Raw genomic sequence first — 13,185 nt, 5'->3', positions numbered from 1 at the left:
TATGCAACGAGGGATAGTCTGGATCGTCGATGACGATAGCTCCATCCGCTGGGTGCTTGAGCGCGCGCTCACCGGCGCGGGCCTGAGCTGCGCCACCTTCGAAGGCGGCAATGACGTGCTGGAAGCCTTGGCCACGCAAACCCCCGACGTGCTGCTGTCCGATATCCGCATGCCGGGTATCGATGGCCTGGCGCTGCTTAAACAGATCAAACAGCGCCATCCGATGCTGCCGGTGATCATCATGACCGCGCATTCGGATCTGGACGCCGCCGTCAGCGCCTATCAGCAAGGGGCCTTCGACTACCTGCCGAAGCCGTTCGACATCGACGAAGCGGTGGCGCTAGTCGAGCGCGCCATCAGCCATTATCAGGAGCAGCAGCAGCCGGTGCGCAACCAGCCGGCCAGCGATCCGGCGGCGGACATCATCGGCGAAGCGCCGGCGATGCAGGACGTGTTTCGCATCATCGGCCGGCTGTCGCGTTCGTCGATCAGCGTACTGATCAACGGCGAATCCGGCACCGGCAAGGAACTGGTGGCACATGCGCTGCACCGCCACAGCCCGCGCGCCAAGTCGCCGTTCATCGCCCTGAACATGGCCGCCATCCCCAAGGATCTGATCGAGTCCGAGCTGTTCGGCCACGAGAAAGGCGCCTTCACCGGCGCTAACCAAATCCGTCAGGGTCGCTTTGAGCAGGCCGACGGCGGCACGCTGTTCCTCGACGAGATCGGCGACATGCCGCTCGACGTGCAGACGCGCCTGCTGCGGGTGCTGGCGGACGGCCAGTTCTACCGGGTCGGCGGCTATGCGCCGGTGAAGGTCGACGTGCGCATCATCGCCGCTACACACCAGAACCTGGAGCTGCGGGTACAGGAAGGCAAGTTCCGCGAGGATCTGTTCCACCGCCTGAACGTGATCCGCGTGCACCTGCCGCCGCTGCGCGAACGCCGTGAAGACATCCCACGGCTGGCGCGCCATTTCCTGCAGATCGCCGCCAAAGAGTTGGGCGTAGAGGCCAAGAACCTGCACCCGGAAACTGAAACCGCGCTGACCCGCCTGCCCTGGCCGGGCAACGTGCGCCAGTTGGAAAACACCTGCCGCTGGCTGACGGTGATGGCCGCCGGGCAGGAAGTGCTGATTCAAGATCTGCCGGGCGAGCTGTTCGAAACCGCGACGCCGGAAAATCCCAGCCACAGTCTGCCGGACAGCTGGGCCACGCTGCTGGCCCAGTGGGCCGATCGCGCGCTGCGTTCCGGTCATCAAAACCTGCTGTCGGAAGCGCAGCCGGAGATGGAGCGCACGCTGCTCACCACCGCCCTGCGCCACACTCAGGGACACAAACAGGAAGCCGCGCGCCTGCTGGGCTGGGGGCGCAATACCCTGACCCGCAAGCTCAAAGAACTGGGCATGGAATAGGTGCCGGGATTGATGATAAAAAACGCAGCCCAGCGCACAAAAAAACGCCAACCTCAGACTTTACAGCCGGTGCGGGCGCAGTATGATCGTGTCGCACACTCTGGAGGTTGACGATGCTGGACTCATTCATCGTATTCATTTCTCAGGGCGCGGAGCTGGGCTCCGCCGCCAGCCACACCCCGCAGGCGGCGGTTGCCGCAGTGTTGTGCGCCGCGCTGATTAATTTCTTCAGTTAAAAAAACAGCCGCATCAGCGGCTGTTTTTTCATCCTCAGATCACCCGTGAGAACTGCTGGCTGCGCGCCTGTTGCCGCAGATAGCGATCGAAACACATACAGATATTGCGGATCAGCAAGCGCCCGCGCGGCGTAACGCGGATGCCCTGCTCGTCGCGCTCCACCAGCCCATCGCGTTCAAACGGCGCCAGCAGCTGCAGGTCTTCGGCGAAGTAAGCGGTGAAGTCGATGCCGTATTGCCGCTCGAGCGGCTGATAGGCCAACCGGAAGTTGCAGATCAGCGTTTTGATCAGATCGCGCCGCAGGCAATCGTCGTCCGTCAGCGCCAACCCTCGCCACAGCGCGTTGCCCTGCGCCTGTACGCTGTCATAGTAATGCTTCAGCTCTTTTTGGTTCTGCGCATAGCTGTCGCCAAGCATGCTGATGGCCGACACGCCCAGCCCCAACAGATCGCTGTCGCCCTGGGTGGTGTAGCCCTGGAAGTTGCGGTGCAGCTTGCCTTCGCGCTGCGCGATCGCCAGTTCGTCGTCCGGGCGTGCAAAGTGATCCATGCCGATGAACTGATAGCCGGCGTCGGTCAGGAAAGCGATGCTCTGTTGCAGGATATCCAGCTTCTGCTGCGCACCGGGCAGATCGGCGTCTTTGATTTTACGCTGGGCAGCGAACAGGTTCGGCATATGCGCGTAGTTGAATACGCTGAGGCGATCGGGATTTAGCTCCGCCACGCGCTGCAGCGTGAAAGCGAAGCTTTCCGGCGTCTGTTTCGGCAGGCCGTAGATCAGATCGATATTGGTCGAGCGGAAGCCCAGCGCTTTGGCCCGCTCGATCAGGGCGAAAATGAAGGCTTCATCCTGCTCGCGGTTGACCAGCTGCTGCACCTGCTTGTTGAAATCCTGCACCCCCATGCTCAGGCGGTTAAAGCCTTCGGCACGTAAATGATCGAGCACATCCAGCTCTATCTCACGCGGATCGACCTCGATCGACATCTCCGCATCGGGCAGAAAATCAAAATGTTCGCGCAGCAGCGCCACCAGCCGGCTGATTTGCGCTTTATCCAGGTAGGTTGGCGTACCGCCGCCCCAGTGCATCTGGCCAACCTTGCGGCCGGCAAACAGCGGCGCGCGGCCGGCGATCTCTTGCGCCAGGACGTTCAGGTATTCGTCGGCCTTGTGCGTCTGACGCGTCACCAGCTTGTTGCAGCCGCAGAAGTAGCACAGCTTGTGGCAGAAAGGGATATGCACGTACAGCGACAGCGGCCGCTCAGGGTAGCGCGCAGCGGCGCGTTGAAACGCCGCTTCGTCGTAGCTCTGGTTAAACTCCAGCGCCGTGGGGTATGAGGTATAACGCGGCCCTGAGTAGTTATATTTTTGGATCAGGGCCAAATCCCAGACAATCGTCTGCTCTGACATGCTCACTCCTTCCGATATCTTTTTCTACCGGGCCGGGAGAGGGGCGGTTGTCTGCGCTGTCTGGCCACGGAAGCGCTGCGAAAACGCGCTTTGCGCTTAGACAGCCGCCATAGTTTACCGAATAACCACAGCAGATAACACATCAAGAGTAGGGCTATTGTCGGGATTAGCCACATGGCGCGTTAAAAGGCGTCTTTCGGGTTGCCGCCTTTCAGCAGCTTCAGAATATCTTCCTGCTTCTCTTCTTCTTCGTCTTCGTCGTCGTCGCCCAGCTCGATGCCCAGCACGTCCATCAGCACATCGATGCGATCCAGCGTCTTGTCGACATACGCCTGCTCTTGCGCATTCAGCGTTTCGCCGTCGTCGATGCGATCCAGCAGCTCGTTCAGACGTTCGTCATTTTCCAGCTTCGCCAGTTCTTCTTCCGGCGACAGGCGCGGTTTCGCTTCGGCCTTTGGCTTCGGCTGCGGTTTGGCCTTCACTTTGGTCTCGTCGATCACCAGCGCAACCGGCACCTTACTACCGATACGCGGATCTTTGGCTTCAGACGCCGATTTGTTTTTCTGGCTGCCGGACTCGACCTGGGTGCGCGAACCGGAAGCGTGGCCGCGGCGCTTTTTCAGGCGTTTGCGCTCGCGCGCTTCCTGATCGAGCTCCATACGGCTTTTCTTTTTCGTTTTTGACTTCGCCGCGCTGCCGCGAGGTGCTTTTGATGGCTGGTTCATAGCGTGTGCTCTTAGGTATGTAGATTCAGTATAGAATTGCGGCGGAATCTAGCAGAAAGCGGGCAAAGAAAAAAGGCGGCAGGTTAAACCTGCCGCCTATTTCGCACCTTCTTGCGAAGGGTATTCCTGTTACGCGCTCCTTGCGTACATGCAACATCCCGGTTTTTCCCTCTGCTATAACCGCATTCCCTGCCACTACGTCCTTCATCCTGAAAGAAAAATCGTCCATGGCGCAATCCATTCGCATCCGCCCTTCCCGAGCGAGCTTCCTGCGGGCATCCAAACTGCCGATACTTCACCATCCGATGTGCCTGTCGCCTATTCCGGTGCGAAACAGTCACTTCCTTTTGCGTTCATCCTGGCACTCATTGCACGCCCTGTGCATTCCCTGAGATTTGTCATCCTTCCCGGATGTTCCTTAATCCTGCGCAACCCTGCGTTAACGAGTACTTTACGTTATTGTTGCGAAGGCTCAAGGTACCTGACGCCGTTTTGGGCGACATTTCCACATAACGAAAAAACAACGCATTGTTTTTAAAATAAAAACAGAAATATCACTTTCGAATAAAGCGACATTACCCGCGATTCGAATGGCAAATGTCTCACAACGCACGCTTGGCATAACTGCCGCTTTATCGCGTCCCGCCGCTTAAAAACGGAGAAACACGCCATTTTTACCGCTGATGCAGTTATAATCGCCAACCAGTTAGCCATCCTCACGGAGACGAAAAATTTTGACCAGCAAGAACTACAACTACCATGTGACCCATTTCGTCACCAGCGCACCCGATATTCGCCATCTGCCGGGGGATGCAGGAATTGAAGTCGCCTTTGCCGGCCGTTCCAATGCCGGTAAATCCAGCGCACTGAATACCCTCACCAACCAAAAAAGCCTGGCGCGCACCAGTAAGACGCCAGGGCGCACCCAGCTGATCAACCTGTTCGAAGTGGAAGACGGCATTCGCCTGGTCGACCTGCCAGGTTACGGCTATGCCGAAGTGCCGGAAGAGATGAAACGCAAATGGCAACGCGCGTTGGGCGAATACCTGCAGATGCGCAACAGCCTGAAAGGCCTGGTGGTGCTGATGGATATTCGCCACCCGCTTAAAGATCTCGACCAGCAGATGATCCAGTGGGCGGTCGACGTCGGTACGCCGGTGCTGGTGCTGCTGACCAAGGCCGACAAACTGGCCTCCGGCGCACGCAAGGCGCAGCTCAATATGGTGCGTGAAGCGGTGCTGCCGTTTATGGGAGATATCCAGGTTGAAGCCTTCTCGTCGCTGAAGAAGATCGGCGTCGACAAGCTGCGCCAGAAGCTGGACACCTGGTTCAACGAGATCCCGCCGGAAGTGCTGCCGGAAGACGAAGCCGGCGAATAAGCTCGAGCCGAACGCTTAGGCCGATGCCTCACCGCATCGGCTTTTTTATGCCCGAAGATCGGCCGCAGGCGGGATTTTTCGTTATCTAATTACAGTTTTGAAATAAAGCCATCATAAAAACTTATCGACAAAACGGGCTTATCTCAGCGGATGACGCGAATTAAGGGGGCGGAAACTGACATGAAAAGCGGGGCGTGGTGATAGGAAAAACGTATGGTTTGCTGCTGTTTTTACAATAAAAAACGCCCCAGTCAATACTGACTGGGGCGGCTAAATATTCAGCCAAATCCGATTACGTGAAGTAAAAGGTCTGAAAGATAGAACATCTTACCTCTGTACCCTACGCCTGTAACTCTACATCATTTTTTCGCAGGGAAAAAGAATTTTTTGTAGTTTACTTACACAATTTGAGACACAAGAACGGCGAAGTTGAGGAAACAATCGCCGCATCTTGTAGCTTAATTACGAAAAGTGCTTAGCTTCTCGCCAGTTAGCGCATCCGGCGATAACCCGGCGATCAGTGCGCTTCATCCCAGTTCATGCCGACGCCCACATCAACCTTCAGCGGCACCGCCAGCGTCATGCTGCCTTCCATCAGTTGGCGGATGCGTTGGCTGGCTTCGTCGATCACCGACTCATGCACCTCAAACACCAATTCATCGTGCACCTGCATAATCGCGCGCACCAACGGCTTCTCCTGCCCTTGCAGCCAGGCGTCGACCTCGATCATCGCACGCTTGATGATATCGGCCGCGGTGCCCTGCATCGGGGCGTTGATGGCGGCGCGTTCGGCCGCCTTGCGACGCATGCCGTTGCTGGAGCGTACATCCGGCAGGTACAGGCGGCGCCCGTCCAGCGTGCTGACATAGCCCTGTTCGGCGGCCTGCTGGCGGGTGCGCTCCATGTAGTCCAGCACGCCCGGGTAACGCTCGAAGTAGAGATCCATATAGCGTTGGGCTTCCCCACGCGGGATCCCCAACTGGCGCGCCAGACCGAAGGCGCTCATGCCGTAAATCAGGCCGAAGTTAATCGCTTTGGCGCTGCGGCGCTGCTCGCCGGTCACTTTATCCAACGGCACGCCGAACACTTCCGACGCCGTGGCACGGTGGATGTCTTTCCCTTCGGCGAAGGCCTTCAGCAGCCCTTCATCCTGTGACAGATGCGCCATGATGCGCAACTCGATCTGCGAGTAGTCGGCGGCGACGATGCGGTAGCCTTCCGGCGCGATAAAGGCCTGGCGAATACGCCGCCCTTCTTCGTTGCGCACCGGGATGTTCTGCAGGTTCGGATCGCTCGAGGAGAGACGACCGGTGGCAGTCACCGCCTGATGGTATGAGGTATGCACCCGGCCGCTGACCGGATTGATCATCAGCGGCAGCTTGTCAGTGTAGGTGGTTTTCAGCTTCGCCAAGCCGCGGTATTCCAGAATCACCTTCGGCAGCGGGTAGTCCAGCGCCAGTTCGGCCAGTACTTCTTCGTTGGTAGAAGGCGCCCCGCCCGGGGTTTTCTTCAGCACCGGCAGCTTTTGTTTTTCGTACAGGATCGCCTGCAGCTGCTTGGTCGACGCCAGGTTGAACGGCTCTTCCGCCAGCTCGTGGGCCTGCACTTCCAGCTCAGCCAGACGCTTGGCCAGCTCCTGGGAGTGGGCCGACAAAATGGCCGGATCGATCAGCACCCCGGTGCGTTCGATATGCGACAGTACCGGCAACAGCGGCATTTCAATCTCATTGAATACCGTCAGCAGTTCCGCGCTTTGCTTCAGCTGCGGCCACATCGCCAGGTGCAGCTGCAGCGTGACATCGGCGTCTTCGGCGGCGTAAGGTGCCGCCTGCTCCAGCGCGATCTGGTTGAACGTCAGCTGGTTTTTGCCCTTGCCGGCGATTTCTTCGAAGGTGATGGTTTTGTGGCCCAGATAACGGTCGGCCAGGCTGTCCATATCATGCCGGCCGCCGACGCTGTCCAGCACATAGGACTCCAGCATGGTGTCGTAAGCGATGCCGCGCATCTCGATGCCGTAGCGCGCCAGCAGGCTCATGTCGAACTTAAGGTTTTGCCCGACTTTCAGCGCCTTCTCGTCTTCCAGCAGCGGCTTAAGTGCTTCCAGCACGTAGGCGCGATCCAGCTGAGGCGGCGCATCCAGATAATCGTGCGCCACCGGCAAGTAAGCCGCTTCGCCCGGTGCGATCGCGAAGGACAGGCCGATCAGGTTGGCGGTCAGGGTATCCAGCCCGTCGGTTTCCGTATCGAAGGCAAATACCTCGGCCTTTTTCAGCCGCGTCAGCCAGTCGGTAAAGGTCGCTTCATCCAGGATAGTGACATAACCGTCCTGAGACAGCTTGGCCGCCGCCAGCGCTTTCGGCGCTTCCGCGGCGACGGCCGCTTTGGCGACGCCGGCAGCTTTCGCACCCGCGCCTTTCTTGTTTTCCAGCCATATGCCGGCTTCCACGTCCGCCAGCCAGCGTTTGAACTCGTACTGTTTGAACAGCTGTTGCAGCGTATCGACATCCGGCTCGGACACCGTCAGCTCAGCGCAGGTCAGATCCAGCTCGACGTCGGTTTTGATCGTCGCCAGCTTATAGGAAAGGTACGCGACCTCTTTGTTCTGCTCCAGCTTGGCCGCCATGGTTTTGGCACCGCGGAAGCTCAGCGTGGCGATGCTCTCCAGGTTGCCGTACAGCGCATCCAGCCCGCCGATGCCCTGCAGCAACGCCTGGGCGGTTTTCTCGCCCACGCCCGGCACGCCGGGAATGTTGTCCGATGAATCGCCCATCAGCGCCAGGAAGTCGATGATCAGCTCCGGCGGAATGCCATATTTGTCGCACACTTCCTGCGGGCCGAGGATCGTGTTGTTCATGGTGTTGATCAGGGTAACGTTCGGCGTCACCAGCTGCGCCATGTCTTTGTCGCCGGTGCTGATCAGCACCGCATGGCCGGCCTTTTCGGCCTCCAGCGCCAGCGTACCGATAACGTCGTCCGCCTCAACGCCGGGCGTCACCAGCAGCGGCAGGCCCATCGCCTTGACCATGTTGTGCAGCGGCTCGATCTGCGCACGCAGATCGTCCGGCATCGGCGGCCGGTGCGACTTGTATTCAGCGAACAGCTCGTCGCGGAAGGTCTTCCCTTTGGCATCAAACACCACGGCAACGTGGCTCGGTTGATACTGCAGCAGCAGGCTGCGCAGCATATTCAGCACGCCGTACATCGCGCCGGTCGGCTCACCCGCCGAGTTGGTCAGCGGCGGGAAGGCATGGTAAGCGCGGTAGAGGTAGGAGGAACCGTCAACCAGGATTAGTGGGTTTTCTGCAATCTGGGCCATAGCGTTTCTTTATCGTGATCGGACATAGGGGTAAGCATGCCATAGCTGGCCGCCGGAGACGAACCTTAGCGTGCATTGCGGACGAAAATGATGTGATTGTGCGCGAGGATCCGCAAGATCTTACCTGTGGATAACTTTGTGCATAGAAAAGAGAACGAATTATAACGCTGCGATTATCGTTATAACGGCGAATAAAATTCCTATTTAAATCACCGCGTTAAAAGAACGAATTCCGGCGACGCTTTATTACTGGCATTTATTGAATTTGTGGATATAACTTTCGCCGGATTTTAATCGCACTATTAATCAAATTCGGCGCCTCAATTACCATAGCACAAGCTGGACAAGTTGCACGAAAACTCAGCAAATGGTTATCCATCGAGACGAAAAACAGTGATTTTTAGCGGCGCTTTAACCCGACGATTTCTGTTAAAATATGTTTTTGTTCATGCGCTTTGGCATGCAACGATGTTCCCAACAACCGTCAGCCCATAACCATGCCAAGATTGTTAACGCCTGTTATCTTTATCATTTCCGTCATACTCACCATTCTGGTGACGGTGTTGTGTTCCATTCCCATCACACTGGCCGGCATCGTGAAACTCCTGGTGCCCATTCCTGCCGTCTGGCGGTATATCTCGGCTTTCGCCGATTTCATGATGTGGTGTTGGTGTCAGGGGCTGGCTCTGTTATTGCGCATTAACGGGCAATTGCGTTGGGATATTGAAGGGCTGGAAGGCCTGGATCGTAAAAACTGGTATCTGCTGATCAGCAACCACGAAAGTTGGTCGGACATTGTCGTGCTGTGCGTGCTGTTCAGAAATCATATTCCGATGAATAAGTATTTCCTCAAGCAGCAGCTCGCCTGGGTGCCTTTTGTCGGCCTGGCCTGCTGGGCGCTGGATATGCCATTCATGAAGCGTTATTCCCGCGCCTATTTGCTCAAGCATCCGGAGAAACGCGGCAAGGATATCGAAACCACACGCCGTTCCTGCGAAAAGTTCCGTCAGCGTCCAACCACTATCGTCAATTTCGTCGAGGGTTCGCGCTTCACCGAAGCCAAGAAAATTAAAAGCAATTCGCCGTATCGCAATTTACTGGCGCCCAAAGCCGCCGGCATCGCGTTTACGCTCAGCGCGTTGGGCAATCAGTTCGACAAAGTGTTGAACGTGACTCTGCTCTATCCGGAAAATAACCAACGGCCTTTTATGGATATGCTGTGTGGGCGGCTGACGCGTATCGTGGTGAGAATAGAGACGCTGCCGATCGATGAAACCCTGCATGGAGACTACTTCAACGACAAGCAGTTCAAACGGCGCTTCCAGCTGTGGCTGAATACGCTGTGGCAGGAAAAAGATCGGTTGCTGGATAAATTGAAACGGCAATATGGATAAAAAAACGCCGGCGATGCCGGCGTTTTCGCATTGGGTCTGGCTTATTTCTGCTGGCTGAGGAATTTAACCACGTCGGCGAACTGCTTCACGTAAGCGTCCATCGAGCTGGTGTCCAGGCCATCGTTCTTAACCATATACTTGCCGTTCACGAATACCGCCGGCACGCCGCGCAGCTGCAGATCTTCTGCGGCTTTCTCCTGTTGAACCACCAGGGATTTCACCACGAAGCTGTTCCAGGCCGCATCATAATCTGCTGCGGTCACACCCGCTTTCACGAAGACATTGCGGATATCGTCCGGCGTTTGCACGGTTTGGGTTTTCTGCACCGCTTCAAACATCAGCGGGCTCACCTTGTCTTCCACGCCCAGCGCCATCGCCACCGCCCATGCCTGAGTCAGCTGTTTGCCCAACGGCCCCAGGAATTCAACGTGGTACTTGGTCATTTTGGTGCCGGCAGGCAGCGCTTTCTTTACGTTCTCAGACACATGATAGACCTGCTCGAACTGGTAGCAGTGCGGGCAGTAGAAAGAGAAGAACTCCAACACCTGCGGCTCGCCGGTCACCGGTTTGTCCAGGGTCACATACTGAGCGCCATCGCTAAACTGTGCAGCCGAGGCACTGAATGCCATCACCATGCCAACGAGCGCCAACCATATTTTTTTCATAAGACTAAACTCTCCATTGTGTTAAAGCTTCAATACATTGGCGTCAGCTGCAGAGGAGGCTCCTGCAACAGCTTAACCTGTTCGGTGAAGGCCGCAGTCTGAGACAACCAGAAATCAGACTCCACCATCCACGGGAAACTCTTAGGGAAGGCCGGATCCTGCCAACGACGGGCGACCCAGGCCAGGTAATACACCATGCGCATCGCGCGCAGCGGCTCGATCAACGCCAGCTCGCGCTGATCGAACTCGGCAAATTCACCGTACGCCTCCAGCAAGACGTCCAGCTGCATCAGTTGATCGCGACGCTCGCCGTGCAGCAGCATCCACAAATCCTGTACCGCGGGGCCGTTGCGCGCGTCATCAAGATCGACGAACAGCGGGCTGTCGCGCCACAGAATATTGCCCGGATGGCAATCACCGTGCAAACGGCGCGGCTGCCAGTTCAGATGCCAGTGCGGCTTGATCGCCGCAATCAGATTATCCGTCGCCTGCAGAAACGCGTCACGCTGCGCTGCCGGCAGTAGCGTGCAATTGGCCAGCGCCTGGCGCGGGGCGGTGAGGTACTCTTCAATCCCCATTGTCGGGCGCTCGGTAAACGAACGCTCACCGCCGACCTGATGGATGCGCCCCAGAAAACGACCGACCCATTCCAGCTGATCCAGATTGTCTATCTCATATTGCCGGCCCCCCACGCTGGGGAACAGGGCAAAGAAGAAGCCGCCGTGCGTATGCAGCGTGGTGCCTTGCAGCGCCAAGGGCGCCACCGCCGGGATCTCCGCGCCGGCCAAATCCAGAGCGAACTGATGCTCCTCACCGATTTGTGCGGCGCTCCAGCGCTCCGGGCGATAAAACTTCACCACGTAACGCCGGCGATCTTCGTCCATAAACTGATAGACGCGGTTCTCATAACTGTTCAACGCCGTCAGGCCGGAATCAACGCGCAGGCCAACCCCTTCTAGCGCGTCCATTATCAAATCGGGCGACAGAGTTTCGAAATTAAAAGCAGAGTTATTCATAACGTTCGTTTGATCGCTGACAGCACGGTGCCGGGAATGAGAAATAGTAGCATTAATGGCGCATTTCACGCGCTATGCTTTCTCGCACCGCACGAGGATCAGTCCTTGATAACGCCGCGAGCGCGCAACAACGCCGTTTTAAAATCTTCTTCGTAATCTTTCTTCAGGCCTGGGATCTGATCCGTGCCGGCGCTACCGCGCATTTTCAGATGGTAAATAAGAATGTCGTCGCTCAACTCGGACAGCTCACCCTGAAAACCCGCTTCCTTCGCCAGCTTTTGCAAAAATTGCATCAAATTGAGATCGGGATCTTCCTGCCAGGCCGGGTGCAGCAGCTCGATCAATTCGTTTACGCGATGCGTTTTCATCTCAATATCGTCCAATAGCATGAATAAACTCACAAAGTAACAGGCTTACCCACGCAGTGAAAGAACCGGCTTGTCAATAAAGGTAAATCCTGATGTCACGCCGGCTTTAGCGCTACAATCAGCGCATCGACAAGGCGGGATAAACGAAATGCATAAAGAAATCAGCGGCGTAATTTTGGCCGGCGGGCGGGCCACGCGTATGGGTGGCGAGGACAAAGGCCTGGTGTCGATTGGCGGTGTCGCGCTCTATCAACAGGTACTCGCCAGGTTACGGCCGCAGGTGGCTTCCATCGCCATCAGCGCCAACCGCAATCAGGCACGTTATCAAGCGAGCGGTTTGCCGGTGATTGGCGATCTGACGTCCGATTTCGCTGGGCCGTTGGCCGGGATGCTCGCCGGGCTCAAGCAGGCTCCCAGCGAATGGGTGGTTTTCGTCCCTTGTGATGTCCCTGACTTTCCCGCCGACTTAGTCGCGCAGTTATGGCGACAAAAAAACGCGGCGCTGGCAGCCTTTGCCAGTGATGGCGAGCGAGATCACCCTACGCTGGCGTTATTGCATACCCAACTAGCGCCGCAGCTGGCCGACTACCTGGCGCGCGGTGAACGCAAGCTGATGCTGTTCTTGCATCAGATCGGCGCGCAACGCGTGGTGTTCAGCGGGCAACAAGCGGCATTTCATAACCTGAATACACCGGAAGATTGCCTGAACTGGCAGCAAGCACGGGAGCTAAAAAAATGAATCGTTTATTGCCCCCCTTACTGGCCATCGGCGCCTACAGCGGAACGGGGAAAACTACCCTGCTCAAACAGCTGATCCCACTGCTGAAACAACGCCAGGTGAGGATTGGACTGATCAAGCATACGCATCACGACATGGATGTAGATACGCCGGGTAAAGACAGCTATGAGTTGCGTAAAGCGGGCGCAGACCAAACGCTGGTCGCCAGCGATCGGCGTTGGGCATTAATGACCGAAACGCCGGAGCAACAACCGTTGGATCTGCATTACCTGGCTGGGCGCTTTGACGCCGATAAGGTCGATTTGATCCTGGTGGAAGGGTTCAAACATGAGCCGGTCAGCAAGATCCTGCTTTATCGCGCTGAGATCGGCAGAGCGTTGGAAGATATGCTGGATCAGTTTGTTATAGCGGTAGCCAGCGACCGACCGTTATCCATCACGGCTAAGCAGCTGGATCTCAATCAGCCGGAAAGCATCACCGACTTTATAGTCGAGTGGTTGAAAGGCGCAGCGTAGCTGCGCTTTT

General features: G+C 57.1%; 12 protein-coding genes. 6 read left to right on the top strand and 6 right to left on the bottom strand.

The window, feature by feature from the left end:
- Window position 1: 1 nt before the first annotated feature.
- Together glnG and GKN89_RS19800 are read left to right on the top strand one after the other, a co-directional pair.
- Window positions 2-1,414 (top strand): nitrogen regulation protein NR(I), encoded by a 1,413-nt coding sequence (gene glnG / locus GKN89_RS19805; protein WP_154747613.1) that lies wholly within the window; start codon window positions 2-4, stop codon window positions 1,412-1,414.
- 113 nt (window positions 1,415-1,527) lie between these two features.
- Window positions 1,528-1,650, top strand: coding sequence for a YshB family small membrane protein (locus GKN89_RS19800; protein WP_015379453.1), 123 nt, complete (start codon window positions 1,528-1,530; stop codon window positions 1,648-1,650).
- Window positions 1,651-1,684: 34 nt separating this feature from the next.
- Here GKN89_RS19800 and hemN read toward each other — a convergent pair whose 3' ends face one another.
- Both hemN and yihI read right to left on the bottom strand, forming a co-directional pair.
- On the bottom strand, window positions 1,685-3,058 hold the full coding sequence (gene hemN, locus GKN89_RS19795; protein ID WP_019452180.1) for an oxygen-independent coproporphyrinogen III oxidase: 1,374 nt from the start codon (window positions 3,056-3,058) through the stop codon (window positions 1,685-1,687).
- Window positions 3,059-3,240: 182 nt separating this feature from the next.
- Complete coding sequence (yihI, locus tag GKN89_RS19790; RefSeq protein WP_025160303.1) at window positions 3,241-3,783, bottom strand: Der GTPase-activating protein YihI; 543 nt, start codon at window positions 3,781-3,783, stop codon at window positions 3,241-3,243.
- A gap of 734 nt (window positions 3,784-4,517) precedes the next feature.
- Between yihI and yihA the strand changes: the two genes are divergently transcribed.
- Window positions 4,518-5,162: a ribosome biogenesis GTP-binding protein YihA/YsxC gene (gene yihA, locus GKN89_RS19785; protein WP_019452177.1), complete on the top strand. Its 645-nt coding sequence runs from the start codon at window positions 4,518-4,520 to the stop codon at window positions 5,160-5,162.
- 517 nt (window positions 5,163-5,679) lie between these two features.
- Here yihA and polA read toward each other — a convergent pair.
- Window positions 5,680-8,478: a DNA polymerase I gene (polA, locus tag GKN89_RS19780; protein WP_154747612.1), complete on the bottom strand. Its 2,799-nt coding sequence runs from the start codon at window positions 8,476-8,478 to the stop codon at window positions 5,680-5,682.
- Window positions 8,479-8,975: 497 nt separating this feature from the next.
- Here polA and GKN89_RS19775 point away from each other — a divergent pair, with 497 nt between their 5' ends.
- Window positions 8,976-9,872 (top strand): acyltransferase, encoded by an 897-nt coding sequence (locus GKN89_RS19775; protein ID WP_015379457.1) that lies wholly within the window; start codon window positions 8,976-8,978, stop codon window positions 9,870-9,872.
- A gap of 41 nt (window positions 9,873-9,913) precedes the next feature.
- Here GKN89_RS19775 and dsbA read toward each other — a convergent pair whose 3' ends face one another.
- From dsbA to GKN89_RS19760, 3 genes are all read right to left on the bottom strand, one after another.
- Entirely contained in the window at window positions 9,914-10,537 is a 624-nt protein-coding gene (gene dsbA, locus GKN89_RS19770) for a thiol:disulfide interchange protein DsbA (protein ID WP_004931264.1), read from the bottom strand.
- A gap of 29 nt (window positions 10,538-10,566) precedes the next feature.
- On the bottom strand, window positions 10,567-11,553 hold the full coding sequence (locus tag GKN89_RS19765; RefSeq protein WP_154747611.1) for a serine/threonine protein kinase: 987 nt from the start codon (window positions 11,551-11,553) through the stop codon (window positions 10,567-10,569).
- A gap of 98 nt (window positions 11,554-11,651) precedes the next feature.
- Window positions 11,652-11,921, bottom strand: a complete 270-nt coding sequence (locus GKN89_RS19760; protein WP_004931268.1) for a YihD family protein — start codon at window positions 11,919-11,921, stop codon at window positions 11,652-11,654.
- Between the two features lie 148 nt (window positions 11,922-12,069).
- On the opposite strand from GKN89_RS19760, the gene mobA reads away from it, so the two are divergent.
- Together mobA and mobB are read left to right on the top strand one after the other, a co-directional pair.
- Complete coding sequence (mobA, locus tag GKN89_RS19755) at window positions 12,070-12,660, top strand: molybdenum cofactor guanylyltransferase MobA (RefSeq protein WP_154747610.1); 591 nt, start codon at window positions 12,070-12,072, stop codon at window positions 12,658-12,660.
- On the top strand, window positions 12,657-13,175 hold the full coding sequence (gene mobB, locus GKN89_RS19750) for a molybdopterin-guanine dinucleotide biosynthesis protein MobB (protein ID WP_154747609.1): 519 nt from the start codon (window positions 12,657-12,659) through the stop codon (window positions 13,173-13,175). Before mobA ends, mobB begins: the two co-directional genes overlap by 4 nt.
- Window positions 13,176-13,185 lie beyond the last annotated feature (10 nt).

The sequence above is a fragment of the Serratia sp. YC16 genome, from assembly GCF_009707615.1.
Lineage (GTDB): Bacteria > Pseudomonadota > Gammaproteobacteria > Enterobacterales > Enterobacteriaceae > Serratia > Serratia surfactantfaciens.
This window is presented reverse-complemented; position numbering and strand designations above follow the sequence as displayed.

What these genes read in the sequence shown, in the direction of transcription:
- glnG (WP_154747613.1), top strand. Translation starts at nt 2, where the DNA reads ATGCAACGAGGGATAGTCTGGATCGTCGATGACGATAGCTCCATCCGC.
- GKN89_RS19800 (WP_015379453.1), top strand. Translation starts at nt 1,528, where the DNA reads ATGCTGGACTCATTCATCGTATTCATTTCTCAGGGCGCGGAGCTGGGC.
- hemN (WP_019452180.1), bottom strand. Translation starts at nt 3,058, where the DNA reads ATGTCAGAGCAGACGATTGTCTGGGATTTGGCCCTGATCCAAAAATAT.
- yihI (WP_025160303.1), bottom strand. Translation starts at nt 3,783, where the DNA reads ATGAACCAGCCATCAAAAGCACCTCGCGGCAGCGCGGCGAAGTCAAAA.
- polA (WP_154747612.1), bottom strand. Translation starts at nt 8,478, where the DNA reads ATGGCCCAGATTGCAGAAAACCCACTAATCCTGGTTGACGGTTCCTCC.
- GKN89_RS19775 (WP_015379457.1), top strand. Translation starts at nt 8,976, where the DNA reads ATGCCAAGATTGTTAACGCCTGTTATCTTTATCATTTCCGTCATACTC.
- dsbA (WP_004931264.1), bottom strand. Translation starts at nt 10,537, where the DNA reads ATGAAAAAAATATGGTTGGCGCTCGTTGGCATGGTGATGGCATTCAGT.
- GKN89_RS19765 (WP_154747611.1), bottom strand. Translation starts at nt 11,553, where the DNA reads ATGAATAACTCTGCTTTTAATTTCGAAACTCTGTCGCCCGATTTGATA.
- GKN89_RS19760 (WP_004931268.1), bottom strand. Translation starts at nt 11,921, where the DNA reads ATGAAAACGCATCGCGTAAACGAATTGATCGAGCTGCTGCACCCGGCC.
- mobA (WP_154747610.1), top strand. Translation starts at nt 12,070, where the DNA reads ATGCATAAAGAAATCAGCGGCGTAATTTTGGCCGGCGGGCGGGCCACG.
- mobB (WP_154747609.1), top strand. Translation starts at nt 12,657, where the DNA reads ATGAATCGTTTATTGCCCCCCTTACTGGCCATCGGCGCCTACAGCGGA.